19 protein-coding genes and 1 pseudogene are annotated in these 21,816 nt (G+C 71.0%); 8 read left to right on the top strand and 12 right to left on the bottom strand.

The window, feature by feature from the left end; all coding sequences use genetic code 11:
* Window positions 1-23 precede the first annotated feature (23 nt).
* The 3 genes from AB0B64_RS03595 to AB0B64_RS03585 are packed head-to-tail and all read right to left on the bottom strand — an operon-like array spanning window position 24 to window position 2,286.
* On the bottom strand, window positions 24-338 hold the full coding sequence (locus AB0B64_RS03595) for a PepSY domain-containing protein (protein WP_357947100.1): 315 nt from the start codon (window positions 336-338) through the stop codon (window positions 24-26).
* A 35-nt stretch (window positions 339-373) separates the two neighbouring features.
* Window positions 374-1,612, bottom strand: a complete 1,239-nt coding sequence (locus AB0B64_RS03590; RefSeq protein WP_357947103.1) for a HAMP domain-containing sensor histidine kinase — start codon at window positions 1,610-1,612, stop codon at window positions 374-376.
* Complete coding sequence (locus tag AB0B64_RS03585; RefSeq protein WP_357947106.1) at window positions 1,609-2,286, bottom strand: response regulator transcription factor; 678 nt, start codon at window positions 2,284-2,286, stop codon at window positions 1,609-1,611. Before AB0B64_RS03585 ends, AB0B64_RS03590 begins: the two co-directional genes overlap by 4 nt.
* A gap of 93 nt (window positions 2,287-2,379) precedes the next feature.
* On the opposite strand from AB0B64_RS03585, the gene AB0B64_RS03580 reads away from it, so the two are divergent.
* Window positions 2,380-2,808, top strand: coding sequence for a hypothetical protein (locus AB0B64_RS03580; protein ID WP_357947108.1), 429 nt, complete (start codon window positions 2,380-2,382; stop codon window positions 2,806-2,808).
* On the opposite strand, the gene AB0B64_RS03575 is transcribed toward AB0B64_RS03580, so the two are convergent.
* The 3 genes from AB0B64_RS03575 to AB0B64_RS03565 all read right to left on the bottom strand — a co-directional run bounded on the left by AB0B64_RS03575 (window position 2,792) and on the right by AB0B64_RS03565 (window position 5,722).
* Window positions 2,792-4,705 carry a hypothetical protein gene (locus AB0B64_RS03575; protein WP_358174362.1) on the bottom strand — a complete coding sequence of 638 codons (1,914 nt, stop codon included), beginning with the start codon at window positions 4,703-4,705 and terminating at the stop codon, window positions 2,792-2,794. The genes AB0B64_RS03580 and AB0B64_RS03575 overlap by 17 nt on opposite strands.
* A 62-nt stretch (window positions 4,706-4,767) precedes the next feature.
* Window positions 4,768-4,980, bottom strand: a complete 213-nt coding sequence (locus tag AB0B64_RS03570) for a DUF2277 domain-containing protein (protein ID WP_225290696.1) — start codon at window positions 4,978-4,980, stop codon at window positions 4,768-4,770.
* A gap of 4 nt (window positions 4,981-4,984) precedes the next feature.
* Complete coding sequence (locus tag AB0B64_RS03565; RefSeq protein WP_358174359.1) at window positions 4,985-5,722, bottom strand: IclR family transcriptional regulator; 738 nt, start codon at window positions 5,720-5,722, stop codon at window positions 4,985-4,987.
* 16 nt (window positions 5,723-5,738) lie between these two features.
* Between AB0B64_RS03565 and AB0B64_RS03560 the strand changes: the two genes are divergently transcribed.
* Window positions 5,739-6,248 (top strand): VOC family protein, encoded by a 510-nt coding sequence (locus AB0B64_RS03560; protein WP_358174356.1) that lies wholly within the window; start codon window positions 5,739-5,741, stop codon window positions 6,246-6,248.
* Here AB0B64_RS03560 and AB0B64_RS03555 read toward each other — a convergent pair.
* From AB0B64_RS03555 to aceB, 5 genes and pseudogenes are all read right to left on the bottom strand, one after another.
* Window positions 6,223-6,975 carry an IclR family transcriptional regulator gene (locus tag AB0B64_RS03555; RefSeq protein ID WP_358174353.1) on the bottom strand — a complete coding sequence of 251 codons (753 nt, stop codon included), beginning with the start codon at window positions 6,973-6,975 and terminating at the stop codon, window positions 6,223-6,225. The genes AB0B64_RS03560 and AB0B64_RS03555 overlap by 26 nt on opposite strands.
* A 19-nt stretch (window positions 6,976-6,994) precedes the next feature.
* Window positions 6,995-8,212, bottom strand: a complete 1,218-nt coding sequence (locus AB0B64_RS03550; RefSeq protein WP_358174350.1) for a heterodisulfide reductase-related iron-sulfur binding cluster — start codon at window positions 8,210-8,212, stop codon at window positions 6,995-6,997.
* A gap of 27 nt (window positions 8,213-8,239) precedes the next feature.
* The gene (locus AB0B64_RS03545) at window positions 8,240-9,427 is read right to left on the bottom strand and encodes an FAD-binding oxidoreductase (protein WP_358174348.1); all 1,188 of its coding nucleotides are present in this window, start codon (window positions 9,425-9,427) and stop codon (window positions 8,240-8,242) included.
* Window positions 9,427-10,877: pseudogene (locus AB0B64_RS03540) on the bottom strand (FAD-linked oxidase C-terminal domain-containing protein). The gene AB0B64_RS03545 and the pseudogene AB0B64_RS03540 overlap by 1 nt, the downstream one beginning before the upstream one ends.
* A 159-nt stretch (window positions 10,878-11,036) precedes the next feature.
* On the bottom strand, window positions 11,037-12,614 hold the full coding sequence (gene aceB, locus AB0B64_RS03535; protein WP_357947130.1) for a malate synthase A: 1,578 nt from the start codon (window positions 12,612-12,614) through the stop codon (window positions 11,037-11,039).
* 155 nt (window positions 12,615-12,769) lie between these two features.
* Here aceB and AB0B64_RS03530 point away from each other — a divergent pair, with 155 nt between their 5' ends.
* The 5 genes from AB0B64_RS03530 to AB0B64_RS03510 all read left to right on the top strand — a co-directional run bounded on the left by AB0B64_RS03530 (window position 12,770) and on the right by AB0B64_RS03510 (window position 18,826).
* Window positions 12,770-13,459, top strand: coding sequence for a DUF4097 family beta strand repeat-containing protein (locus tag AB0B64_RS03530; RefSeq protein WP_357947133.1), 690 nt, complete (start codon window positions 12,770-12,772; stop codon window positions 13,457-13,459).
* 83 nt (window positions 13,460-13,542) lie between these two features.
* On the top strand, window positions 13,543-14,955 hold the full coding sequence (hflX, locus tag AB0B64_RS03525; protein WP_358174789.1) for a GTPase HflX: 1,413 nt from the start codon (window positions 13,543-13,545) through the stop codon (window positions 14,953-14,955).
* Between the two features lie 452 nt (window positions 14,956-15,407).
* Window positions 15,408-16,616 (top strand): amidohydrolase family protein, encoded by a 1,209-nt coding sequence (locus AB0B64_RS03520; protein ID WP_225290705.1) that lies wholly within the window; start codon window positions 15,408-15,410, stop codon window positions 16,614-16,616.
* Between the two features lie 13 nt (window positions 16,617-16,629).
* Window positions 16,630-17,442, top strand: coding sequence for a DegV family protein (locus tag AB0B64_RS03515; protein ID WP_358174346.1), 813 nt, complete (start codon window positions 16,630-16,632; stop codon window positions 17,440-17,442).
* Between the two features lie 742 nt (window positions 17,443-18,184).
* A complete protein-coding gene (locus AB0B64_RS03510) occupies window positions 18,185-18,826 on the top strand; it encodes a ComEA family DNA-binding protein (RefSeq protein WP_357947138.1) in 642 nt (213 codons plus the stop codon).
* Between the two features lie 27 nt (window positions 18,827-18,853).
* Here the strand turns inward: AB0B64_RS03510 and AB0B64_RS03505 are convergent, their stop codons facing one another.
* Window positions 18,854-19,027 (bottom strand): hypothetical protein, encoded by a 174-nt coding sequence (locus AB0B64_RS03505; protein ID WP_357947141.1) that lies wholly within the window; start codon window positions 19,025-19,027, stop codon window positions 18,854-18,856.
* A gap of 211 nt (window positions 19,028-19,238) precedes the next feature.
* On the opposite strand from AB0B64_RS03505, the gene AB0B64_RS03500 reads away from it, so the two are divergent.
* Window positions 19,239-21,791 (top strand): ComEC/Rec2 family competence protein, encoded by a 2,553-nt coding sequence (locus AB0B64_RS03500; protein WP_358174343.1) that lies wholly within the window; start codon window positions 19,239-19,241, stop codon window positions 21,789-21,791.
* Window positions 21,792-21,816: the final 25 nt, after the last annotated feature.

Genomic DNA, 21,816 nt, shown 5'->3' with positions numbered 1-21,816 from the left:
ACAGGCGCGCCCGGATGCCGGTGTCAGCCGTCGTCGTCCGTACGGTCGGTGCCCTGGCTCAGGACCTTCCCGGTGGCCGCGTCGACGTCGAGTTCGTGCTCCACATCGCCCTTGACCACCTCCACCTCCCACACGTCCGGCCGGGTCTCGCGAGCGTCGTAGGAGACCTCCTTGACCCACGCGCCGGGAACCTGCTTGTGCGCGATCTCGATGGCCTGCTCGACCGTGACCTTAGGAGCGGTGAGCGTGGATGTGGCGGTGGCGTAGGCGGCGCCGCCACCCGCGACGAGTACGACGGCACCGGCACCTGCTGCGACGAACTTGGTAATAGTGTTCATGCCTCTACGCAATCGCGATCTCCGGTAAGGCCGCGCTAAGCCCCGGTTAACGTCACCTCCACCACCGTCCCACCCCCAGGCGGGGATGAGACGGACAGTCGCCCGCTTGCGTCCTCGGCCGTACGACGCGCGATGTCCAGACCGAGCCCGGTGGATCCGCCTCCGCTGTTGCCGCGCTCCAGGAGCGCCTGATCGAAGCCGGGGCCCTCGTCGGCGATGGTCAGCACGGCTCCGGGAGGGCGGGCGGCCAGCCGTACGGACAGGGCGGCTCCCTCGGGAGTGTGCGCGAACACGTTGCCGAGCAGCGCGTCCACGCAGGCGGCGAGATCCTCCGCGCGGACTGCCACAGGGAGCGGGCCGGACGGCAGGTCCACCTCGACGGCCCGTCCCTGATCCTCCGCGAGCACCGACCAGAACCGCACCCGCTCCCGTACCACCGCCGTCGCGTCGCACTCCTCCAGGTCGGCGGCGCGGCGGCGGGCGTCGGTGATGACCGCGCTGACAGCGCGCTCCAGGTCATCCACGCGGGCTCCGACGCGTTCCGCCTCCTCAGGGTCGCGCATCGACTCCACGTCCAGCCTGAGACCGGTCAGGGGGGTGCGCAGCCGGTGTGACAGGTCTGCCACCGACTCCCGCTCGGCCGCCAGCAGGTCGTGGATCCGCCCGGCCAGGTGGTTCAGCGCGAGCGCCACCGAGCGCACCTCCGGCGGGCCGCCCGGCTCCGCCCGCGCGGCCAGGTCGCCGCCCGCCAGCCGGTGCGAGACCTTGGCCAGCCCGTCGACCGGCCTGGTGACGGCGAGCGCCAGCCGGTCGGCCAGGACGATGCCCAGTACCACCAGCGCCAGGCCGAGCACCAGCAGCGCCAGCCACGCCTCGCGGACCCCGCGCAGCAGTTCCGCCTCGTCCGCGAACGCCCTGATCACCACCGTTCCTTCCGGCGAACGCACCGAGACGAGCACCTCCCTGCCGCCCGGGGCCTCGGCGGTGACGCTGCGGCCGGTCATGGCCAGCCGTACCGCGTCGGAGCGGGGCGCGGCCTGGCCGAGCGTCCGCCCGTCGGGCATGAACACCGTCACGGGGCGGGAGACCTTCGCCACCGCGAGCTCCAGGTCGGGCGTGCCGACCGCGACGGCGACCGACTCGGCGGCGGCGGTGGCGCGGTTCATGGCGCCGTTCTCGGCCACGGAGCGGATCAGCAGCGCCATCGGCACCAGCAGCGCGATCAGCACGACCGAGGTGGTCGCGGCCACCAGCAGCGCCAGCCAGCGCCTCATGACGGTTGGACCAGCTTGACCCCGACGCCCCGCACCGTGTGCAGGTAACGCGGTTCCGCGGCGGTCTCGCCCAGCTTCCTGCGCAGCCACGACAGGTGCACGTCGACGGTCTTGTCCGCCCCGCCGTACGGGAGCTGCCACACCTCGGTCAGCAGTTCCCGCTTGGTGACCACCTCGCCGGGCCGGGCGGCGAGGTAGCTCAGCACGTCGAACTCGCGCGGCGTCAGGTCCAGCTGCTCGCCGCCGATCGTGGCGACCCGCGCACGCGGGTCGACGCGCAGCGCGCCGACCTCCAGCGGCTCGGGCGCGGACTCGCCCGCGCGGCGCAGCACGGCCCTGATCCGAGCGTCGAGCTGCGCGGAGCTGTACGGCTTGACCACGTAGTCGTCGGCACCCGCGTCGAGCACCGGCACCATCTCGGCATCCCCGTCACGGGCGGTGGCGACGATCACCGGCACCCGGCTCACCGCCCGCAGCATGCGCAGCAGGTCCACGCCGTCGAGGTCGGGCAGCCCCAGATCGAGCACGATCAGGTCGGGCCGGTCCTCGACGGCCAGCCGCAACCCGTCCAGGGCCGTGGGGGAGGAGGAGACGGCATGGCCGAGCTCCCGCAGCCCGCGGCTCAGCGCCGTGCGGATCGCCACGTCGTCCTCGATGAGCAGGATGTCAGCCATATATGGCAACGGTAGAGGGTGCCAGGACATGGGCAGGGCCGCCTTATCGTGGCGTTAACCCGGCCTTATCCGGAGAGGGGGGAAACTGGCGTGGTGAAGCGACTCGTACTGGCCTGGGCCGCCACCGCGCTCGCCGCGACGGGTGCGGCCGTGGCGGTGCTCGGGCTGCTCGGCGGAGTGTTCACCGGCACGTCCGGGCGGGTGCTGAGCCAAAGCGAGATCCGCGCCGCCCTCGCCACCGCTACTGTGCGGGCGCCCGGGACCGCCGCCCCGAAGACGTCAGCGGGTCCGCGTGGCGACAAGGTCATCCGTACGGCCGGCGGCACCGTGATCGCCTCCTGCGCGGGCGGCCGGGTGACACTGCGCTCGTGGAGCCCCGCCCAGGGCTACTCCGTCGACGACGTCGACCCGGGCCCCCGGCAGGAGGCCATGGTCGAGTTCGACACCGCCGAGGACGAAGGCACCGACGTCGAAGTGCGGATCGGCTGTTCGGGCGACCAGCCGGTCATGCTTCCGCGCTGAGGGCCGCCTTCGTGAGCTCGGCCTGCCGTCTGATCTGTCCCATGACGATGGGGTTGACGCCCTTCGCCTGGAACAGCGCGACCATCTTGTCCATCACCGCGTTCGCCCGATCGAGGTCGCCCTGCCGGGCTTCGGCCCTGGCCAGGCGGCGCAGCACCATGTTCAGGGTGATGTTGTCGACGCTGGCGTCACGGGCCACCGCGGTGAGCTGCTCGATGCCCTGCTTGAGGTCCGGCGGCCGGACCCGTACCTGCTTGGCGGCGGTGATCGCCTTGAACTCCCGCTCGGCGTTGAGCCCCTTGACCATCCGGGCGTAGACGGCCAGCGGGTGGCCGCCGTACCTGTCGATCACCTCGTCCAGCGCCCGGTTGCCCGAGCTCAGCGTCGGCGAGTCGGAGCCGAGCAGCGAGAACAGCTTGCCCTGCTCGTCGCCGAGCATCAGCTCGGCCACCCGGTGGTCGTCCGCGCCGACCGGGTAGCGCACCTTGATCAGGCAGGCGGGGGAGACGATGCGGGATCCGTCGGCGGCGATGTACTGGCCGCGCACCTGGTACTCGCCGGGCTGCTGGAAGTAGTGCCCGTCGCGGCCGTGCCCGATGTAGGCGCTCCGGTACATGGCCGGGTTGCCCGAGTCGAGCCGGATGTCGGGTGAGGTGTCGACGCAGTGCCGCATCATCGGCCGGTAGAGCACGGTCCTGCCGGTCGGCTGGGTGATGGTGACCTGGGTGAACTCGGTGTCGGGGTGGAGGTGGCCGTGCGTGGTGCGCGGCTCCCCGGCCGTGGACAGCTTCAGCTCCACCACGACGGGCTCGCCGAAGCCGAACGACTCCTTGGCCCGCAGTTCGAGCCGCAGCCCTGACTGGTCCACGACCGGCTGCTCGAAGGGCGCGATGTCGGCGGCGCCGGTGCCGAAGGCGTTCGCGCCCATGGCCACATCCCGGTAGAAACCATGGCGAAGGTGGACGAGCTCGGGGTCGGTGAACTGGAAGGGGAAGGCGGCCCAGTAGCCCTGCTCGCCGCCGGGTTGGTAGTTCTGGACATAGTTCATCCAGGACAGGTCGCCGAAGCCGCCGTTCGGGCCGAGTGGCTGGGGTGGGTTGCCCAGGTTCTTCTGCCACGAGTGCAGCAGGTTGAAGGCGTGGCCGAGCTCGTGGACGTACGTGCGCAGCTGCGCGCGCTGCGCCTGCGGGGTCCGGCCTTTGATCGCGTCGTAGAAGACCGCGGACCCCTGCCGCTGGTGCGCGTCGTCGTAGTCGAACATGATGCCCCGGTAACCGCCCACGTGCTTGCTGGCCACCAGCAGCCACACCCGCCAGGCCGGTACGTCCCCGAACGCGCTGAACTGCTGCGTCATCGCGTGATGCAGCTCGGCGTCGTCCCACGCCAGGTCCGCGCCCGACCCGTCGACCGGGATCACCCCGGGCGGGTTGACGGTCAGGCGGATCCCCGCCTCGTCGTAGGCGGCGGCCACGCTCAGCTCCCTCGCCGGCGAGCCGGTCGGGCCGGGCAGGGTCCCGGTGTGGTACTTCTCGAACGGTTCGGTGCCCGCCACCGAGTCCTGTTCCAGAAGCACGGTCCGGAAGTGGCGGCCGGAGAACGTCAGCTGATAGGTCTGACCGGCGACCTGGGCGGTGCCCACGGTGCCGCTGATCGCGACCGTCACGTCCTTGGCCGGGGTGTCGAACGAGAAGGTCCCGCGCCCGGCGATCTTCGTCCCCGCGCCCTCGGCCACCGCCGCGGCCGTGTTCACCACGAACGAGCCGGCGTAGGACGTGGTCGCGCCGGCCGTGGTGAACAGGTCCCCGCTCACCCGCCCGGTGGGCCGCGCCCCGTCCACGTCCACCCGGAGTTCGAGGCGCGAGTCTCCGTCCGTACCCTGATACAGCCCACTGATCACGGGGTGCCCCCTGGCGAGATGGATGCGGTTACAGGGGAGACTTCTCCCACCAGGGGATCGTGTCAACGCCCTCCGCGCACCTGTAGCGCCGCGAGCAACTCCTCCGACGCCTTGGTGATCGTCTCGACCGCCCGGTCGAACGCCTCGGCGTTGTGCGCGGCGGGTGCGCGGAACCCGGAGATCTTGCGTACGTACTGGAGCGCCGCCGCCCGTACGTCGTCTTCCGTCACGTCCTCGGTGTACGGCGGGCGCAGGGTCTTGATGCTTCTACACATGCCGTCAACGGTAATAGCCGATGCGCTGGCTTATCTCCCTCGCGCCCTCGGCCAGGAGCGCCCCGACTTCGGGCAGTCGCTCGGGCGTGAGCCGGTAGGACGGCCCCGAGACGCTCACCGCGGCCACCACCGAGCCGTCACTGCCCCTGATCGGCGCGGCCACCGCGTTCAGGCCCACCTCCAGCTCCTCCACCGTGGTGGCCCAGCCGCGCTCCCTGATCTCGGCCAGCCCCAGCCGCCCGGCCTCGGTGAGCGTCGAGGGCGTGTAACGGGCCGGCTCGGCGGGCAGCCGCAGCGCCCCGAACGCCAGCAGCACCTTGCCGCTGGAGGTGGCGTGCGAGGGGGTGCGCTGGCCCACCCAGTTGTGCCCGCTGATCGCGGCGGGGCCGCGAACCTGGCTGATGTTCACCGCGTCGCCGTCCTGGGGCACCGCGATGTTGACGGTCTCGCCGACGGCCTCGGCCAGGCGCAGGCACACCGGGCGGCTCTCCTTCGAAATGTCCAGCTGCGCGGTGGCCGCGCCCGCCAGCCGTACGACGCCGAATCCCAGGCGGTAGCGGCCGCGGTCACCGCTCTGCTCCACCAGCCCGCCCTGCTCCAGCGCGGCCAGCAGCCGGAAGGCCGTGGACTTGTGCACATCGAGCTGGACGGCGAGGTCCGTCACCCGCGTCGCGCCCTCGCGCGCCAGGATCTCCAGGATGGCGATGGCCCGATCGACCGACTGAACGGACGTGTTGCCCATAGCGCAACAGACTAATATGTCGGGGCCCTGTGACACGCTGCGGTCATGGCAGACAGAACCGCTTAAAGGCCCCGTCGCGGGCTACGCCCTGGTCACCGACCCGTCCGGCGCCAAGTTCGCGCTCTACCAGCCGGGCGCGTTCATCGGCGCCGGCGTGCTGGCCGAGCCGGGCGCGATGAGCTGGGCCGAGGTAAACGCCCCCGACGGCGCGGCGGCCGACGCGTTCTACGGCACGCTCTTCCTCTACGAACTGCAGCGGGTCGAAGGGGGTCTCGACTACACCGTCTACCAGGCGGGCGGCGAGCCCGTCTGCGGCCGGCTCCAGATGGACGAGCACTGGGCGGGCGTGCCGCCGCACTGGATGGTCTACTTCGACGTGGCCGACCTCGACGCGGCCACCGCGAAGGTCACCGAGCTCGGCGGGGAGGTGCCCGTGCCGCCGTTCGATTCGCCCTATGGGCGCATCGCGGTCATCCATCACGCGGGCGGCGGCGGTTTCTTCAGCCTGCGCCGGCCACGGGGCTGAGCTCGGCGCCGAAGTCCAGCGCGAGCTTCCGCATGGCCCCGGCCAGCTCCTCCCGGTCGAGGGCGTCGATCCGCTCCGCCGGGCCCGAGACCGACATGGCCGCCACCACCCGGTTGCCGTCGTGCACGGGCACGGCCAGGCAGTGCACGCCGAGCTCCTCCTCGCCCAGGTCCATGGCGTAACCGCGGTCCCGGACCAGGCCGAGCTCGGTGAGCATGCCCTCGGTGTCGGTGATCGTGTTGGGGGTGCGGCGCGGCATGCCGGTCCGTACGAACACCGCGACCGCCTCCTCCGCCGGCCGCCCGGCCAGCAGCACCTTGCCCACGGCCGTGCTGTGCGGCAGCACCCGCCGCCCGACCTCCGCGAACATGCGCAGCCTGCGCGGGGACGGCACCTGCGCCACGTAGACGATGAAGTCGCCCTCCAGCACCGCCAGGTTCGCCGTCTCACCCGACAGCGACACCAGCTTCGACAGGTACGGCCGCGCCCACACCCCGACCATGCTCTCGGCGATGCCGCCCAGCCGCACCAGCCCGCCGCCCAGCGCGTAGCGCCGGTCCGACTCCTGGCGTACGTAGCCGCGGGCCAGGAGCGTCTGCAGCAGCCGGTGGATCGTCCCGAACGGCAGCCCGGTCTTGGCCGCGATCTCCGACAGCCCCGCCTCGCCACCGTGTTCGGCCAGCGCCTCCAGCACGTCGAGCGCCCGCTCGACAGACTGCACGCTCACCCGCCCAACCCCCGTCCGGTCAAAGGGACACCCCGCGCAGCGACGCGTCCAGCACCTCGGCCGTGTGCGCCACCCTGATCCGCGCGCCACCGCGCCGCATCGCGGCGGCGATCTGCATCGTGCAGCCCGGATTCGCCGACACCAGCAGCTCCGCGCCCGTCGAGGCCACCGACTTGGCCTTCCGGTCGCCCAGGTCGCGGGCCGCCTCGGGCTGGAAGATGTTGTACGTCCCCGCCGAGCCGCAGCAGATGGCCGACTCCGGCACCTCGCGCAGGTCCAGCCCCGGGATCGCCTTCAGCAGCTCGCGCGGCTGGGCCCGGATCCCCTGCGCGTGGGCCAGGTGGCAGGCGTCGTGATAGGCCACCGTGACGGGCAGGGGATGCCGGTCCGCCACCGGTCCCAGCTCGACGAGGAATTCCGACAGGTCCAGCACGCGGAACCCCGGCTCGCTGCCCAGCAGCTGGCCGTACTCCTTCATGGACGACCCGCACCCGGCCGCGTTGACCACGACCGTGTCCACGCCGGCCCTGGTGAAGGTCCTTACCGTGCGCCGCGCGAGCCGCCTGGCCTGTTCCTCGCGTCCCGAGTGCACGCTGAGCGCCCCGCAGCAGCCTTGGCCGGGCGGGATGATCACGTCGCAGCCCTCCAGTGCGAGCACCCGCGCGGTGGCCGCGTTGACCTGGGGGAAGAACTCGCCCTGCACGCACCCGGTCAGCATGCCGACCACGGCCCGGCGCGGCCCTCTGGCCCGGACCAGCCGCGGGATCCGCTGCCTGCGCCCGACCCGGGGTGCCAGCCCCGCCATCGCCCCGAGGCTGGGATGCACCCGCTCCAGGAACGGCGCCATCCGCTCGGCCAGCGCCATCCCGGGGCGCAGCAGCCGCAGCCGGCGCGGGTAGGGGAACAGGCTGAACACGATCTCCCTGACTGCCCGCTCGCGCGGCTCGCGCACGTGGACCCGCTCGACCTCGGCCCGCGTCTGCTCGATCAGCCGGTCGTACTGGACGCCCGACGGGCAGGCGGTGACGCACGCCATGCAGCCGAGGCAGGCGTCGAAGTGCCCGGCCATCTCCGGCGTCACCGGGGTGCCCTCGACGTGCTGCTTCATCAGGTGGATCCGGCCACGCGGCGAGTCCATCTCCTCGCCCCACAGCGTGTACGTCGGGCAGGTGGGCAGGCAGAACCCGCAGTGCACGCAGTCGTTGATCAGCTTGGGGTCGATGCCGCCGGACGTCATGCCAGATGCCTCCTGGTTACCGCTCACTCAGATGCCGCCGATGAACCGGCCGGGAGACATCCGGCGCTCCGGGTCGAACCGCTCCTTGACCCGCCGCATCAGCGGCAGCGCGCTCACCGGCCCCCAGCGGTCCACGCCCTCGTGCGGCGCGGCCAGCACGGTCACCCGGCCGCCCAGCGGCGTCAAGCGCTCCCGCAGGCCGGACACGACACCCCCGAAGTCCGCAGGCGGTTCGGCCGTGGGCTGGAGCCAGACCCGGCCCGCGACGGGCGAGCCGCGGAGCGAGAGACCGGTGTCGCGTACCTCCGCCAGGACGTCGCTCGTCCGCGCGGGCGGGAACCGCAGCTCGATCAGGAGCTCGTCGTCGCTGATCAGCCCCCACCAGGCGGGTGCCTCGTCCGTGACGGCGCCCGCGCCGATCGCCTCGCGCAGCGCCTCGGCCCGTTGCCCGGCGGCCGAGCCCTCGACCAGCACGGCCAGCGTGATCGGCGCGTCCCCGCCGGGCCAGTCGAGCTCGACCGCGCTCGGCTCGGCCTGGGAGGCGGCCAGCATCGCGGTCACCTCCTGAACGTGCCGCTGGGCGAGCTCGGTCACGACATAGCGGTGGTCGGCGGGCAGCGGGTGCAGCCGGAACGTGGCCTCGGCGATGACGCCCAGGGTGCCGTACGAGCCGGTGAACAGCTTGCCCAGGTCGTAGCCCGCGACGTTCTTGACCACCCGGCCGCCCGACTTGGCCACGGTCCCGTCCGGCAGCACGACGGTGATGCCGATGAGCAGGTCGCGGGCCGTACCGTAGCGGAAGGCGCGCGGCCCGGCCGTCGCGGCGGCCAGCGTGCCGCCGACCGTGGCGCCCTCGGCGAACGGCACGTCCAGCGCCAGCTCCTGCCCCTGCTCGGCGAGCGCTTCCGCCAGCGCGTCCATCGTCACCCCGGCCTGGGTCTTCACCACCAGGTCGCCCGCGGCGTGCTCGACGACCTCGTTCAGGCAGCACAGGTCGAGCAGGACGTCACACCGCTCGGGCGGGTGGCCCCAGTGCAGCTTGGTGCCGCCGCCCACGGGCACGACCGCCAGGCCGGCCCCGGCGCAGGCGCGCAGCACGGCCGAGATCTCCTCGACCGACTCGGGCAGGGCCACCACCCCCGCTCGCACGCCGCCCACGACGTCGTCCGGCCCGGCCTCCCTGACCGTCACGCCGGTCCGCTCCAGCTCGTCCATCAGAACTGCTCCGCCTGCCCCGAGGCGACCAGCGGATGGACGCCCTTGCGCACCCCCGGCACCTCCCCGCACAGCCGCGGCGTGGGGAACACCTTGCCCGGGTTCGACAGGCCCTTCGGGTCGAAGGCGCAGCGGACGAGCTGCATGGTGTCGAGATCGTCCGCGGAGAACATCCTCGGCATGTACTTCGCCTTGTCCACGCCCACCCCGTGCTCACCGGTGATCGACCCGCCGTGCTCGATGCACAGGTCGAGGATGGCGCCCGAGACCGTCTCGGCCCGTTCGCCCGCCCCCGGCTCCGCGTCGTCGAACAGCACCAGCGGGTGCAGGTTGCCGTCGCCCGCGTGGAAGACGTTGGCCACCCTGATCCCGTACTCCTCCGACAGCCGGTCGATGGCGGCCAGCACCTTCGGCAGCGAGGTGCGGGGCACCACGCCGTCCTGCACGATGTAGGCGGGGCTGATGCGGCCGACGGCCGCGAACGCCGACTTGCGGCCCTTCCAGATCGCCGCCCGCTCGGCCGGGTCGTCGGCCGTGCGCAGCTCGAACGCCCCCGAGCAGATCTCCTGCAGCCGGGCGAACTGCCGGGCGACCTCCCGCTCCGGCCCGTCGAGCTCCACGATCAGCACCGCGCCCGCGCCCTCGGGATAGGAGCAGGACACCGCCGCCTCGGCCGCCTCGATGGCCAGCGCGTCCATCATCTCGATCGCCGCCGGCACGATGCCGGCGCCGACGATGGCCGACACCGCCCGCCCGCCCTGCTCGATGCTCTCGAACGCGGCCAGCACCGTGGTGACGGCCTCCGGCGCGCGGCTCAGCCGTACCGTGATCTTGGTGGCGATGCCCAGGGTGCCCTCCGAGCCGATGAACGCCCCGAGCAGGTCGTAGCCGGGATCCATCCGGTCGAGCGTCACCAGGTCGCCGTCGGGGGTGACGATCTCGCAGGCTTCGATGTGGTTGACCGTGAAGCCGTATTTGAGGCAGTGGGCGCCGCCGGAGTTCTCCGCCACGTTGCCGCCGATCGAGCAGACCTGCTGGCTGGAGGGGTCGGGGCGTAGTAATAGCCCTGGTCGCGGACCGCCTCGGTGATCGCCAGGTTGGTGACGCCCGGCTCGACGACGGCCCGGCGGTTGGGCAGGTCGATCTCCAGGACGCGGCGCATCTTGGAGGTGACGATCAGCACGCCGTCCTGGCGGGGGAGCGCCCCGCCGGACAGGCCGGTGCCGGAGCCGCGGGCCACGAACGGGACCCCGAAGTCGTTGCAGGCGCGGACCACCCCGGCGATCTGCTCGGCCGTCTCGGGCAGTACGACGACGCCCGGAGTGGCTCGGTGGTAGGTCAGGCCGTCGCACTCGTAGGTGCGCAGGCGTACCGGGTCCGTGATCACCGAGTCGGCGGGCAGCAGCGCGCGCAGCGCGGCCGTCAGCTCGTCGAGCGGCTTGTCGACCATGGCGCCCCCCTTCTGTCGGCCATCCTTGGTCCTACCGGGCTCTCGGTCACCCTCGGTCATACCCGGCTCTCCGCCATCCTTGGTCATACCCGGTCAATCGCACTACCTTTCCGTATATATCCGGCGCTGACCCGCCGGATATATACGGAAATTTCGTGATTACGGCATGCGGGCATACGCGGGAAGCGTCAGGAACTCGGCGAAGTCGTCGTCCAGCGCGACCTCCTTGAACAGCGCCGTGGCCTGCGCGTACAGCAGCTCGTCGTAGCCCGGCTCGGCCGCGATCTTCGCCAGCTCCTCCGCGATGATCCGCTCGACCAGCTCCTTCGTCACCGTCGCGCCCGTGTCGGCGAGCGTGATGTCGTTGTGGATCCACTGCCAGATCTGCGAGCGGGAGATCTCCGCCGTGGCCGCGTCCTCCATGAGGTTGTGGATCGCCACCGCGCCGAGCCCGCCCATCCAGGCGGCCAGGTAGCGCAGCGCCACGTCCACGTTGGCGCGCAGCCCGGCCTCGGTGATGTCACCCGGCGTCTCGGAGACCGCCAGCAGATCGGCGGCCGAGACCGAGACCTCCTCGCGCGTCCGGTCGAGCTGGTTGGGCCGCGAGCCCAGCACGCCGTCGAACACCTCGCGGCAGATCGGCACCAGGTCGGGGTGCGCGACCCAGGAGCCGTCGAAGCCGTCGCCCGACTCGCGCGTCTTGTCGGCCCGCACCTTCTCCAGAGCCGTCGCGTTGACCTCGGCGTCGCGCCGCGAGGGGATGAACGCCGCCATCCCCCCGATCGCGTGCGCGCCCCGCTTGTGGCAGGTCCGGACGAGCAGCTCGGTGTACGCGCGCATGAACGGCGCGGTCATGGTGACCGCGTTGCGCTCGGGCAGCAGGAACTCCCGGCCCCGGGTCCGGAACTTCTTGATCACGCTGAACAGGTAGTCCCAGCGGCCCGCGTTGAGCCCGGCCGAGTGGTCGCGCAGCTCGTAGAGGATCTCCTCCATCTCGAACGCCGCCGGGTACGTCTCGATCAGCACGGTCGCCCTGATCGTTCCCTGGGGGATGCCCAGCAGGTCCTGGGCGCGGACGAACACCTGGTTCCAGAGCCGCGCCTCCAGGTGCGACTCCATCTTCGGCAGGTAGAAGTACGGGCCGCGCCCCTTGTCCAGCTGCCGCTGGGCGCAGTGGAAGAAGTAGAGCCCGAAGTCGAACAGTGAGGCCGACACCGGCCGCCCGTCCACCAGGGCGTGCTTCTCGTCCAGGTGCCAGCCGCGCGGCCGGACCACGATCGTGGCCAGCTCGGCGTCGGGTTTGAGCGCGTACGTCTTGCCACCGGTCTCGAAGTCGATCGTCCGGTCGAGCGCGGCGCGCAGGTTGAGGTGGCCGCTGACGCAGTTGGCCCAGAGCGGGGAGTTGGCGTCCTCGAAGTCGGCGAGCCAGACCTTGGCCCCCGAGTTGAGCGCGTTGATCGTCATCTTGCGGTCGACCGGGCCGGTGATCTCGACCCGGCGGTCCTCCAGCCCCGGGGCCGGCGGCGCGACGCTCCAGTCGCTCTCCCTGACCTCCTTGGTCTCCGGCAGGAAGTCGAGCCGGCCGCCCGCCGACAGCTCCGCCTGCCGTACACGCCGGGCTTCCAGCAGCTCCTGGCGGGTCGCGTCGAACTCCCGCTGCAGGCTCTCCACGAAGGCGAGCGCCTCCGGCGTGAGGACCTCGTCGAAGCGGTCGAGCATCGGGCCGGTGATCTCCATACGCCCCTTCTTCCATGATGTGGAAAATTGGTTCTGGATTATGGAAGTGAAGCTACTTCATGGGCGGTCCCCGGTTCAAGGTGGGGGTCCCCTGGGGGAGGGTCAGGGGGAAACCCCGATGTACGGCATCCCCTGTGGACGCGAGGATCTGTCTCATGAAGACGATCGTGATCGCGGGTGGCCTCCTCGCCTCGGCATTACTGCTGACGGGCTGCGGGCTGAAGGACCTGGCCGGCCCGACCAACCAGGACACCGTCACGTACCAGGTCACGGACAAGGTCGCCAAGCTGCAGCTCAAGAGCGGCTCCGGCGACACCGTGCTCACCGAGTACGACGGCACCGCCGTGCGGGTCACCGAGACCCTCCATTGGCGTAACGACAAGCCGAAGGCCGAGCACAAGGTCGACGGCGACACGCTCTCGGTGTTCTACAGCTGCCCCAAGGGCTGGGACAGCTGCAGCGTCGACTACAAGATCGAGGTCCCCAAGGGTCTTCAGGTCGACGCCGACGCGGGTTCGGGCGACATCGCCATGAGGCAGCTGACCGGGCAGATCGAGGCCAACGCCGGCTCGGGGGACGTGGACGCCAGCGGTCTCGGGACCAAGAAGATCTTCGCCGAGGCCGGCTCCGGCAGCATAGACCTGAAGTTCGCCGTCGTGCCCGACAGCGTCGAGCTGAAGAGCGGCTCCGGCGACGCCACCCTGCGGGTTCCGGCCGGTGCCTATGATGTGAAGACCCAGGTCGGATCGGGCGACGTGCAGGTGTCGGTCGACAAGGACGCGGCCTCTCCGCACAAGGTGTCGCTGACCACGGGCTCGGGAGACATCAGCGTGTTGCCGGGATAACCAGGTGATGGCATGAGGGATGTCATGTCACCATCGGGGAAGACACTCCGGTGTTCAGACGTTGCCTATTAGAGATGACACGAATGCACGACTACTCCGCGCTTGACGAGTTCGAGACCGGCGAGATGGATCTTGAGGAGCGCCAGGCGCTACGCCGCGTGGCGGGCCTCTCCACCGAACTCCAGGATGTCTCCGAGGTCGAATACCGGCAGCTGCGGCTCGAGCGGGTCGTCCTGGTCGGCGTCTGGACCTCAGGCACGGCGGAGGACGCTGAAAACTCCCTTCTTGAGCTGAAGCTCCTGGCCGAAACGGCCGGTTCGGAGGTCCTCGAGGGCCTCATCCAGCGCCGTCAGAAGCCCGACCCCGCCACGTACATCGGATCGGGCAAGGCGCTCGAGCTTCGCGACGTGGTCGAGTCGACCGGCGCCGACACTGTGATCTGCGACGGCGAACTGGCCCCTGGCCAGCTCCGCCAGCTGGAGGAGACGGTCAAGGTGAAGGTCATCGACCGCACCGCGCTGATCCTCGACATCTTCGCGCAGCACGCCAAGAGCCGTGAGGGCAAGGCTCAGGTCGAACTGGCCCAGCTCAGCTACCTGCTGCCCCGCCTGCGTGGCTGGGGTGGCAACCTGTCCCGGCAGGTCGGCGGACGCGCCGCGGGCGGCGTCGGCATCGGCGGCCGTGGCCCCGGTGAGACCAAGATCGAGCTCGACCGGCGCCGCATCCGCGAGCGCATGGCCAAGCTGCGTCGCCAGATCAGCGGCATGTCCACCTCGCGCGACACCATGCGCCACCGGCGCAGTCGCCGGGAGGTCCCGGCCGTCGCGATCGCGGGTTACACCAACGCCGGCAAGTCCTCGCTGCTCAACCGCGTCACCGGCGCGGGTGTCCTGGTGGAGGACGCCCTGTTCGCCACCTTGGACCCGACCGTACGCCGGGCGCACACGCCCGACGGCAGGCTGTTCACGATCGCCGACACGGTCGGCTTCGTCCGCCACCTGCCGCACCAGCTGGTCGAGGCGTTCCGCTCCACGCTGGAGGAGGTGGCCGACGCCGACCTCATCCTGCACGTGGTCGACGGCGCTCACCCCGACCCCGAAGGCCAGCTCGCCGCCGTACGCGAGGTCTTCGCGGACATCGAGGGCGCCTTGGACATTCCCGAGATCGTGGTGATCAACAAGGCCGACGCCGCCGACCAGGAGGTGCTGGACCGCATCGCCAGGCGCGAGCGCGACAGCATCGTGGTCTCGGCGCGCACCGGTGCCGGCATCGCCGAGCTGATGGCACTCATCGAGCGTGAGCTGCCCAGGCTCGACCACGAGGTCGTGCTGCTCGTGCCGTATGACAGGGGTGACCTGATCTCGCGGGCCCACAAGGAGGGCGAGGTGCTCTCGGTGGACCACGTCGCGGAGGGCACGGTCCTGCACGCGCGCGTGCTCCCGAGCCTGTTCCAGGAGCTCGAGCGGGCCGGCAAGCCGGTCGAACGCGTCTCCTAGCGGTCGTATCGGGCAGCTCTTGGTGGTTGTGGGGGGCCAGAACCCCCAAAATCACTGCGGAGCTGCCCAAAGGCGGCAGTGGTCCCTGAACGCTGGGATTGCTAGGATAAGCCGAGTCTTACGACACTAATGGCACGGGTTTCAGATGATCGCTGCTGCGAGTCAGGTCGCGTGCGGGGGCCACAGGGGATCGATGGGGCTGAGTGGCGGTTGGGATGAGTGGGCTTCTTTCCGAATAACCCTGTACAGCAAGCCCAGCTGTGAAATAACGTAACTGAACTGAAATCGCCGGATCATGAGTCTGGCGATACGGTCACCGCACAGCCATAAGCGGATGAGATCAGGAGACCCCCCATGTCGTCCGGACCCGGAGCCGACTCAGTGGGCGCGGCGGCAGCCGTGCGCTGCTGTGCACTGTGCTCAGCTGGGGGATCCCGCGGGGCGGTGATGCGGTGACCGTTCGGCTCCTGACCAACATCGGCCGCCTCTGGACCGGCAACGAGGTCCTCAGCAACGCGGCCATCCTTGTGCACAACGACCGGATCGCGTGGGTCGGGCGAGCGCCCGACCTGCCGCAGAGCGTGCCCGGCGTTGTCGACGACATCGTCGACGTGGACCACGTCGAAAACCTGGGCGGGGCGCTCGTCACGCCCGGCCTCATCGACGCGCACACCCACCCCGTCTACGCGGGCAACCGCTACGCCGAGCTGGCGATCCGCACCGGCGGCTCCACCTCCTCGGCGATCACCGCGGCGGGTGGCGGCGTGGGCTCGACCGTCACCGTGACCCGCGGCACCGACCCGTGGACCCTGTGCAACGGCGTCCGCGAGCGGCTGCGCGGCTGGCTGCTCAGCGGCACCACGACCGTCGAGGCCAAGACCGGCTACCACCTCACCCGCGACGGCGAGCTCGCCGACGTGCGGCTCCTGCGCGAGCTGGAGAAGGAGCCGATGATGCCGCGGGTGCACGTCACCTTCCTCGCGGCGCAGGTGGTGCCGCCGGAATACTTCGGCCGGCAGCGCGAATACGTCGAGGCCGTGGGCGCCTGGTGCGCCGACGCGGCCGCCGCCGGCGCTGACAGCGTGGACGTCTACTGCGACGAGGGCCACTTCACCACCGAGGAGTCCCGCTGGGTGCTCGCCTCGGGCCGCAACGTCGGCCTGCTGCCGCGTATCCACGCCGGTCTCTACAGCCGCCGCGGCGCCGTTCAGCTGGCCGCCGAGCTCGGCTGCGCCTCCGCCGACGGGCTGCACCACATGTCCGAAGAGGACATCGCGATCATGTCCCGCTACGGCGTGCCCGCCGTGGTCTGCCCCGCGACGGCGCTTCAGCGCGGCCACCTGCCGCCGGTCCGTCAGATGATCAAGCACGGTGTGCAGATCGCGCTCGGCAGCGACCACAACCCCGGCTACTGCGGCATCACCTCGATGTCCCTGGTCATCGCGATGGCGGTGTCGGCGTTCGGGATGAGCGTCAACGACGCGCTGCGGGCGGCCACGCTCGGCGGCGCCACCGTGCTGGGCGCGCCCGACCGCGGCGTGCTGGCTCCCGGTCGCCTCGCCGACATCGTCCAGTGGGACGCCGACCACGAGGGCGCCTTCGCCTGGTCCTTCGGTCTCAAGCCGCGCCGGGTCTGGCGGGGTGGCACTCCGGTCCAGTAGTTGATCTCGGACTATGCCGCCATCGGTGTTCGTGGTCACGGATTCAACCGCCTACCTGCCTCCGGTGTCTGGTGTCGCTGTCGTACCCGTACAGGTGACTTCCGGCGGTCTTTCGTACGACGAGGACTCCTTCACCGGTGACCTGTCGTCGGCGACCACGTCCAGACCCGCACCCGCGCGCTTCGCCGCGTGCTACTCATCGCTGGCGGCCGGCGGCGCTTCGGCCGTGGTCTCAATACACCTTTCCGGCGATTTTTCCGGCACAGCCTCCGCCGCCCTGCTGGCCGCCAAGGAGTCCCCGGTACCGGTGGAGGTCATCGACAGCCGCTCGATCGCCATGGGCCTCGGCTACCCGGTGCTCGCCGCCGCCCGTACGGCCGCGGACGGGGGATCGCCGGCGGACGTGGCGACGGCGGCCCGGCGGTGCGCCTTACGGACCCGGACGTACTTCTACGCCGACACGCTGGAGTACCTGCGGCGAGGCGGCCGAGTCGGGACGGCGGCCTCGCTGGTGGGCTCGGCACTGCTGATCAAGCCGTTGCTGCACCTGGTGGATGGGCGGGTCTCGCTGCTGGAGAAGGTACGGACCGCGACCAGGGCCATCGCCCGGCTGGAGGACCTGGCGGTGGCGGCCGCGGCGGGCAAGGCGGAGGTACGGGTCGCCGTACAGCACCTTGGGGCGCTGGGGCGGGCGGAAGGGCTGGCCGAACGACTGGTTAAGCGCCTGCCTGGGGCGGTGGAGATGCGGGTGGTGGAGGTGGGAGCGGTTATCGGGGTTCATGTGGGTCCCGGGATGCTGGGACTGACGGTCACCTCGGCCGACTAACGCGCTGCGGCCTCGCCTCCTGCCGCACACACCGCCTGGCAGTGGCGTATCACGAGCGGGCCGGCCGGCCGCGCCTCCCACGGTCGCGGGCCCTTCCCTTCCGCGCTCGCGGCACGGCACGCGGCCGAGTGCGCGATCACGGCACTCGCCGCCGGGAGATGCAGCCTGTAAGAGACGTCGGGCACGCGGAGCCATGCCGACACCCACGCCGCACTCCCGTCACTGTGGCACCTCCTGCTGGGCGAGACCAGCTTCAGGTATGGCAAGCCGGGCAGGATCGGGCCTGACACCGTTTCCGCCGTGGACAACCTGTCTCGTCCACAGGGCCGGCTGATCGTGGCTCGGTTGTCCCCAGAACCTCGTTCACCGGCCTGCGGGCCCCTGCCGTTCTCGTACGTTCGCTGGCGTGCGCAACCACGATGCGACAGCCGAGCGGACCATCGCCGAGTCCCGCCTACGGTCGCTCACCAACCCCAGTCTGCCCGGCGGCGCACTCCAACACCCGCACGACCCGACTCCGCAGCCCGGCCGCGCCCTGCACGAAGGGCTCGTCCGGCCAGGCCCAGCCCTGCGCGAAGCGGCCGTGAGACCAGGCCCAGCCCGGCATGAGACGCCCGTGAGGCCGGACCGAGCCTCACATGGGACGCCCGTGCGGTCAGGCCGCGCTTCCACCCCGCACGAGCCGACTCAAAGGTCTGGCCGAGCGGCGGTCTCTCACGAGCCGACTCAGAGGCCGAGCCGAATGACGGCCCCGATCCCGCCCTCGTTCGAGGCCTTTCGCCAGGCCGTCACCACCAAGCCGCCCGCCTCGCTCGACCCCGGCAGGCCGGGCCTGCGCATCCTGATAGCCCTGGCCGTCCTGACCGCGGTGGTGGCGGGCGTGATCGCGTGGCGCTCCCAACCCACCCCAGAACCCCTCCCCGCCCCACCCCCCAGCCCGCCGGGACCCGCCACCCCATCTCCAACGGCCAAGGTGACCGTCCACATCACCGGCAAGGTCCGCAAGCCGGGCCTCTACACCCTCGCCATGGGCGCCAGGGTGGCCGACGCGGTGACGGCCGCAGGAGGTCCCGTCCGCAGCACCGCCATGTCCTCGGTCAACCTGGCCCGACGCCTGGTGGACGGCGAACAGATCGTCGTAGGTGCCCCATCAGGCTTCGCACCCGGCCTCGCCTCAGCCGACCCCGCCACCACGACCCTCGACCTCAATTCGGCCACTCCCGACCAACTCGAACAACTCCCCGGCGTGGGCGAGGTCCTGGCGGCCCGCATCGCCGACTTCCGTACCGCACACGGCGGCTTCACCAGCGTCGACCAGTTGCGCGAGGTCAGCGGCATCGGCGCGAAGAAATACGAGGAGATCAAGGGAAAGGTCCGCGTCTGACATGTCCCACAGCCTCCCCTCCCCATCTCACTCCTGGTCCCTGGCCCTGCCCGCCCTCGCCACCTGGGCCGCCACCCTCACCCTCCTGAACTTCTCCCCGACCACAAGCTTGATCGTCTCCGCTGCGGCCATCGTGGCCGTGCTCCTGACCGTCCTGAACTTCTCGCCGACCACGAGCCTGATGGTCTCCGCCGTAGCCACCGTGTCCGCACTCGTGACCCTCCCCAGGCGTTCCCGCGTTCTCCAAGCGGGCTCAGTCACTGGGATCGTGTCCGGTCGCACTTCCTCGAGAGCGGTTGTTCAGGGGGCTGTCCGGCGGTTGTGGCGCAACGTGGCCATCGCGACTCTTATCTGCGTCGCCGCGACCTCAGCCTCAGTGGCCCTGCGCGTTCACGCCGTGAGCACAGGCCCGGTGGCTGACCTGGCAACCCGCGGAGCGCAGGTCACCGCCCAGATCACTCTTACCGACGATCCGAAGATCAGACGCCACCGAGGCGGCCGCTTCACCCAGGACCGCATCGTCGTCCCCGCCACCCTGACCGTCCTCCAAACCCCAGCCAGCCTTGGATCGCCGCTTCGGCGGGGTGCGGCCGGCAGAGCAATCGCGGTGAACACCCCTGTCGTCGTCTTCGCCCAGGGCCCCGAGTGGAGCAGCCTCCTCCCGAGCCAGAGCCTGGAAGTAACCGCTCGCCTGGCACCGGCAACCCCAGGTGACCTGATCGGCGCCGTCCTCCTCGTACGAGGGTCACCACGCGTCCTCACGTCCCCGTCGTGGATCCAGGCCGCGGCAGGCACCCTCAGGGCAGGTCTACGGACGGCCGCAGACGTACTCCCGGCAGACCAGCGCGGCCTCCTCCCAGGCTTGGTCGTGGGCGACGTCTCCCGCATGGACCCACAACTCACCGCCGACCTCAACGAAGCAGGCCTGAGCCACCTGAACGCGGTAAGTGGCGCGAACCTTGCAGTCGTGGCCAGTGCCGTCCTGGCCCTCTCTCGCCTGGCCGGCTTCCCGCTCGCCCTGAGAGCCGTCCTCGCCGCCCTCGCGATGATCGCCTTCGCCGTGGTGGCCAGACCCTCGCCCAGCGTCCTGCGAGCCCTGCTCATGGGTATGACCGCCGCCATAGCCCTGGGCACCGGCCGGACCAAGGACGGCGTGGCGGCCCTGTCCGCGTCGATCCTGCTGCTCATCCTGTTCGACCCCGAACTGGCTCGTTCGTACGGCTTCGCCCTGTCCGTCTTCGCGACCGCCGGCATCCTCCTCCTGGCTCCCCGCTGGCGAGCCCACCTCACTGGCCCCGACCCGGAAGAAACCCCCGCCCACGCTGACACCCACGACGACTCCGCTGCCGAGAACCCCACTCCCACCTGGGCCGACGCTGCCAGCCGGCTCCGCGACTCGGCACCATACGGCGCCGTCGCGTCCGATCCAGCGGGCCGTGGTGCCGGCGGGTCGGGTTCGGCGGGTCGTGGTGTGGTCGGGTCCGATTGGGTCGTTGGTGGCGCGGCCACGTCCGATTCAGCGGGCTGTGAGGCCATCGGGTCCGATTCGGTGCTTCGCGATGGCGTCGCGTCTAATTCAGCCGCTGACTCGGCCGCTGACTCGGCAGCGTTTGGTGCCTTCACCTCCGACTCGGCACCTCACAGCGACGACGCCGACACACCTGATGTCGTCCTCGAGTCCCAGGAGCCGCACTCTGCCCCGATTCGCTCATCGCCAGGACGAGGTCGGCGCCGTCTGCGGCTGCCTCGGTGGGCGGCGGAGGCGGTGGCCGTGTCCGCTGCGGCGCAGGCCGCTGTGACACCGGTTCTCGTGCTGATGTCCGGCCAACTGACCCTGGTGGCCATACCCGCCAACCTCCTGGCGGGCCCGGCAGTGGCGCCGGCGACCATCCTCGGGTTCGTCGCCGCGTTGGTGGCTCCCCTCTGGCCGCAGGCAGCTCAGTGGCTGGTCATCCCGGCAGGGTACGCCGTGGGCTGGATCATCCTGGTCGCCCAGTGGGCCGTGAGCATGCCACTCGCCACGCTCCCATGGCCGGGCGGTCTTCCGGGACTCGGGCTTCTGATGGTCGCCGTGGCTGTGATGATCCTCGTGCTCAGACGCCGTACCTGGAGAACGGCGGCCCTCACGATGGCCGCCGCGGCTCTCGTGGTCGGGCTCGTGGTCCGCCCCATGGCCAAGCTCTGGCCGCCCCCGAACTGGCTCATGGTCGTCTGCGACGTCGGTCAGGGCGACGGCATGGTGCTGGCGGCCGGTCCCGGTCGTGGCATCGTCGTCGACACCGGCCCGGACCCCGTCGTCATGGACCGCTGCCTGCGCAGGCTGGACGTACGCGACGTACCCCTGCTACTCCTCACCCACCCGCACGCAGACCACGTGGACGGCCTCCCCGGCGTACTCAGGAACAGGCGTGTCGGCGCGGTCATCGTCAGCCCGCAACGCGTCGCCCCGCAGGAGAGCAACCGCATCGCGACCATCCTCGCCCGCCACCGGATTCCCGAATGGACACCTTCCTCGGGCAGTCGCTGGCAACTGGGCCCGTCCGAGATGACCATCCTCGCCCCCGACCCGGCCCAGGGTGACGCCGAGGGGCAGGGGGAAGGCAGCTTGATCAACAACTCCAGCGTCGTGGCGCGCGTACGCTGGCGAGCGGGCTCGGCCCTCCTGAGCGGCGACATCGAAACCGAGGCTCAAGACGCGCTGCTGCGGCGCCTCGCCCCGCGAGCGGACGTACTCAAGGTCCCGCACCACGGCTCGCGGCGACTGGACCCGGCCTTCTTCGCGTCCGTAGGCGCTCGCGCGGCGCTGATCAGCGTAGGAGCCGACAACGACTACGGCCATCCCGCTCCGTCCACGATCGCGCTCCTGCACCGCCTCGGCGCCCGCGTCTACCGCACCGACCGCGCGGGCGACCTGGCGGTCATCGACCAGGACGGACAACTGGCGGTGGTCGCCCGCGGCCCGTAGCCGGCACCGGCCGTGGATCAGTTAC

It is taken from the genome of Nonomuraea sp. NPDC049129 (genome assembly GCF_040648495.1).
GTDB lineage: Bacteria > Actinomycetota > Actinomycetes > Streptosporangiales > Streptosporangiaceae > Nonomuraea.
This window is presented reverse-complemented; position numbering and strand designations above follow the sequence as displayed.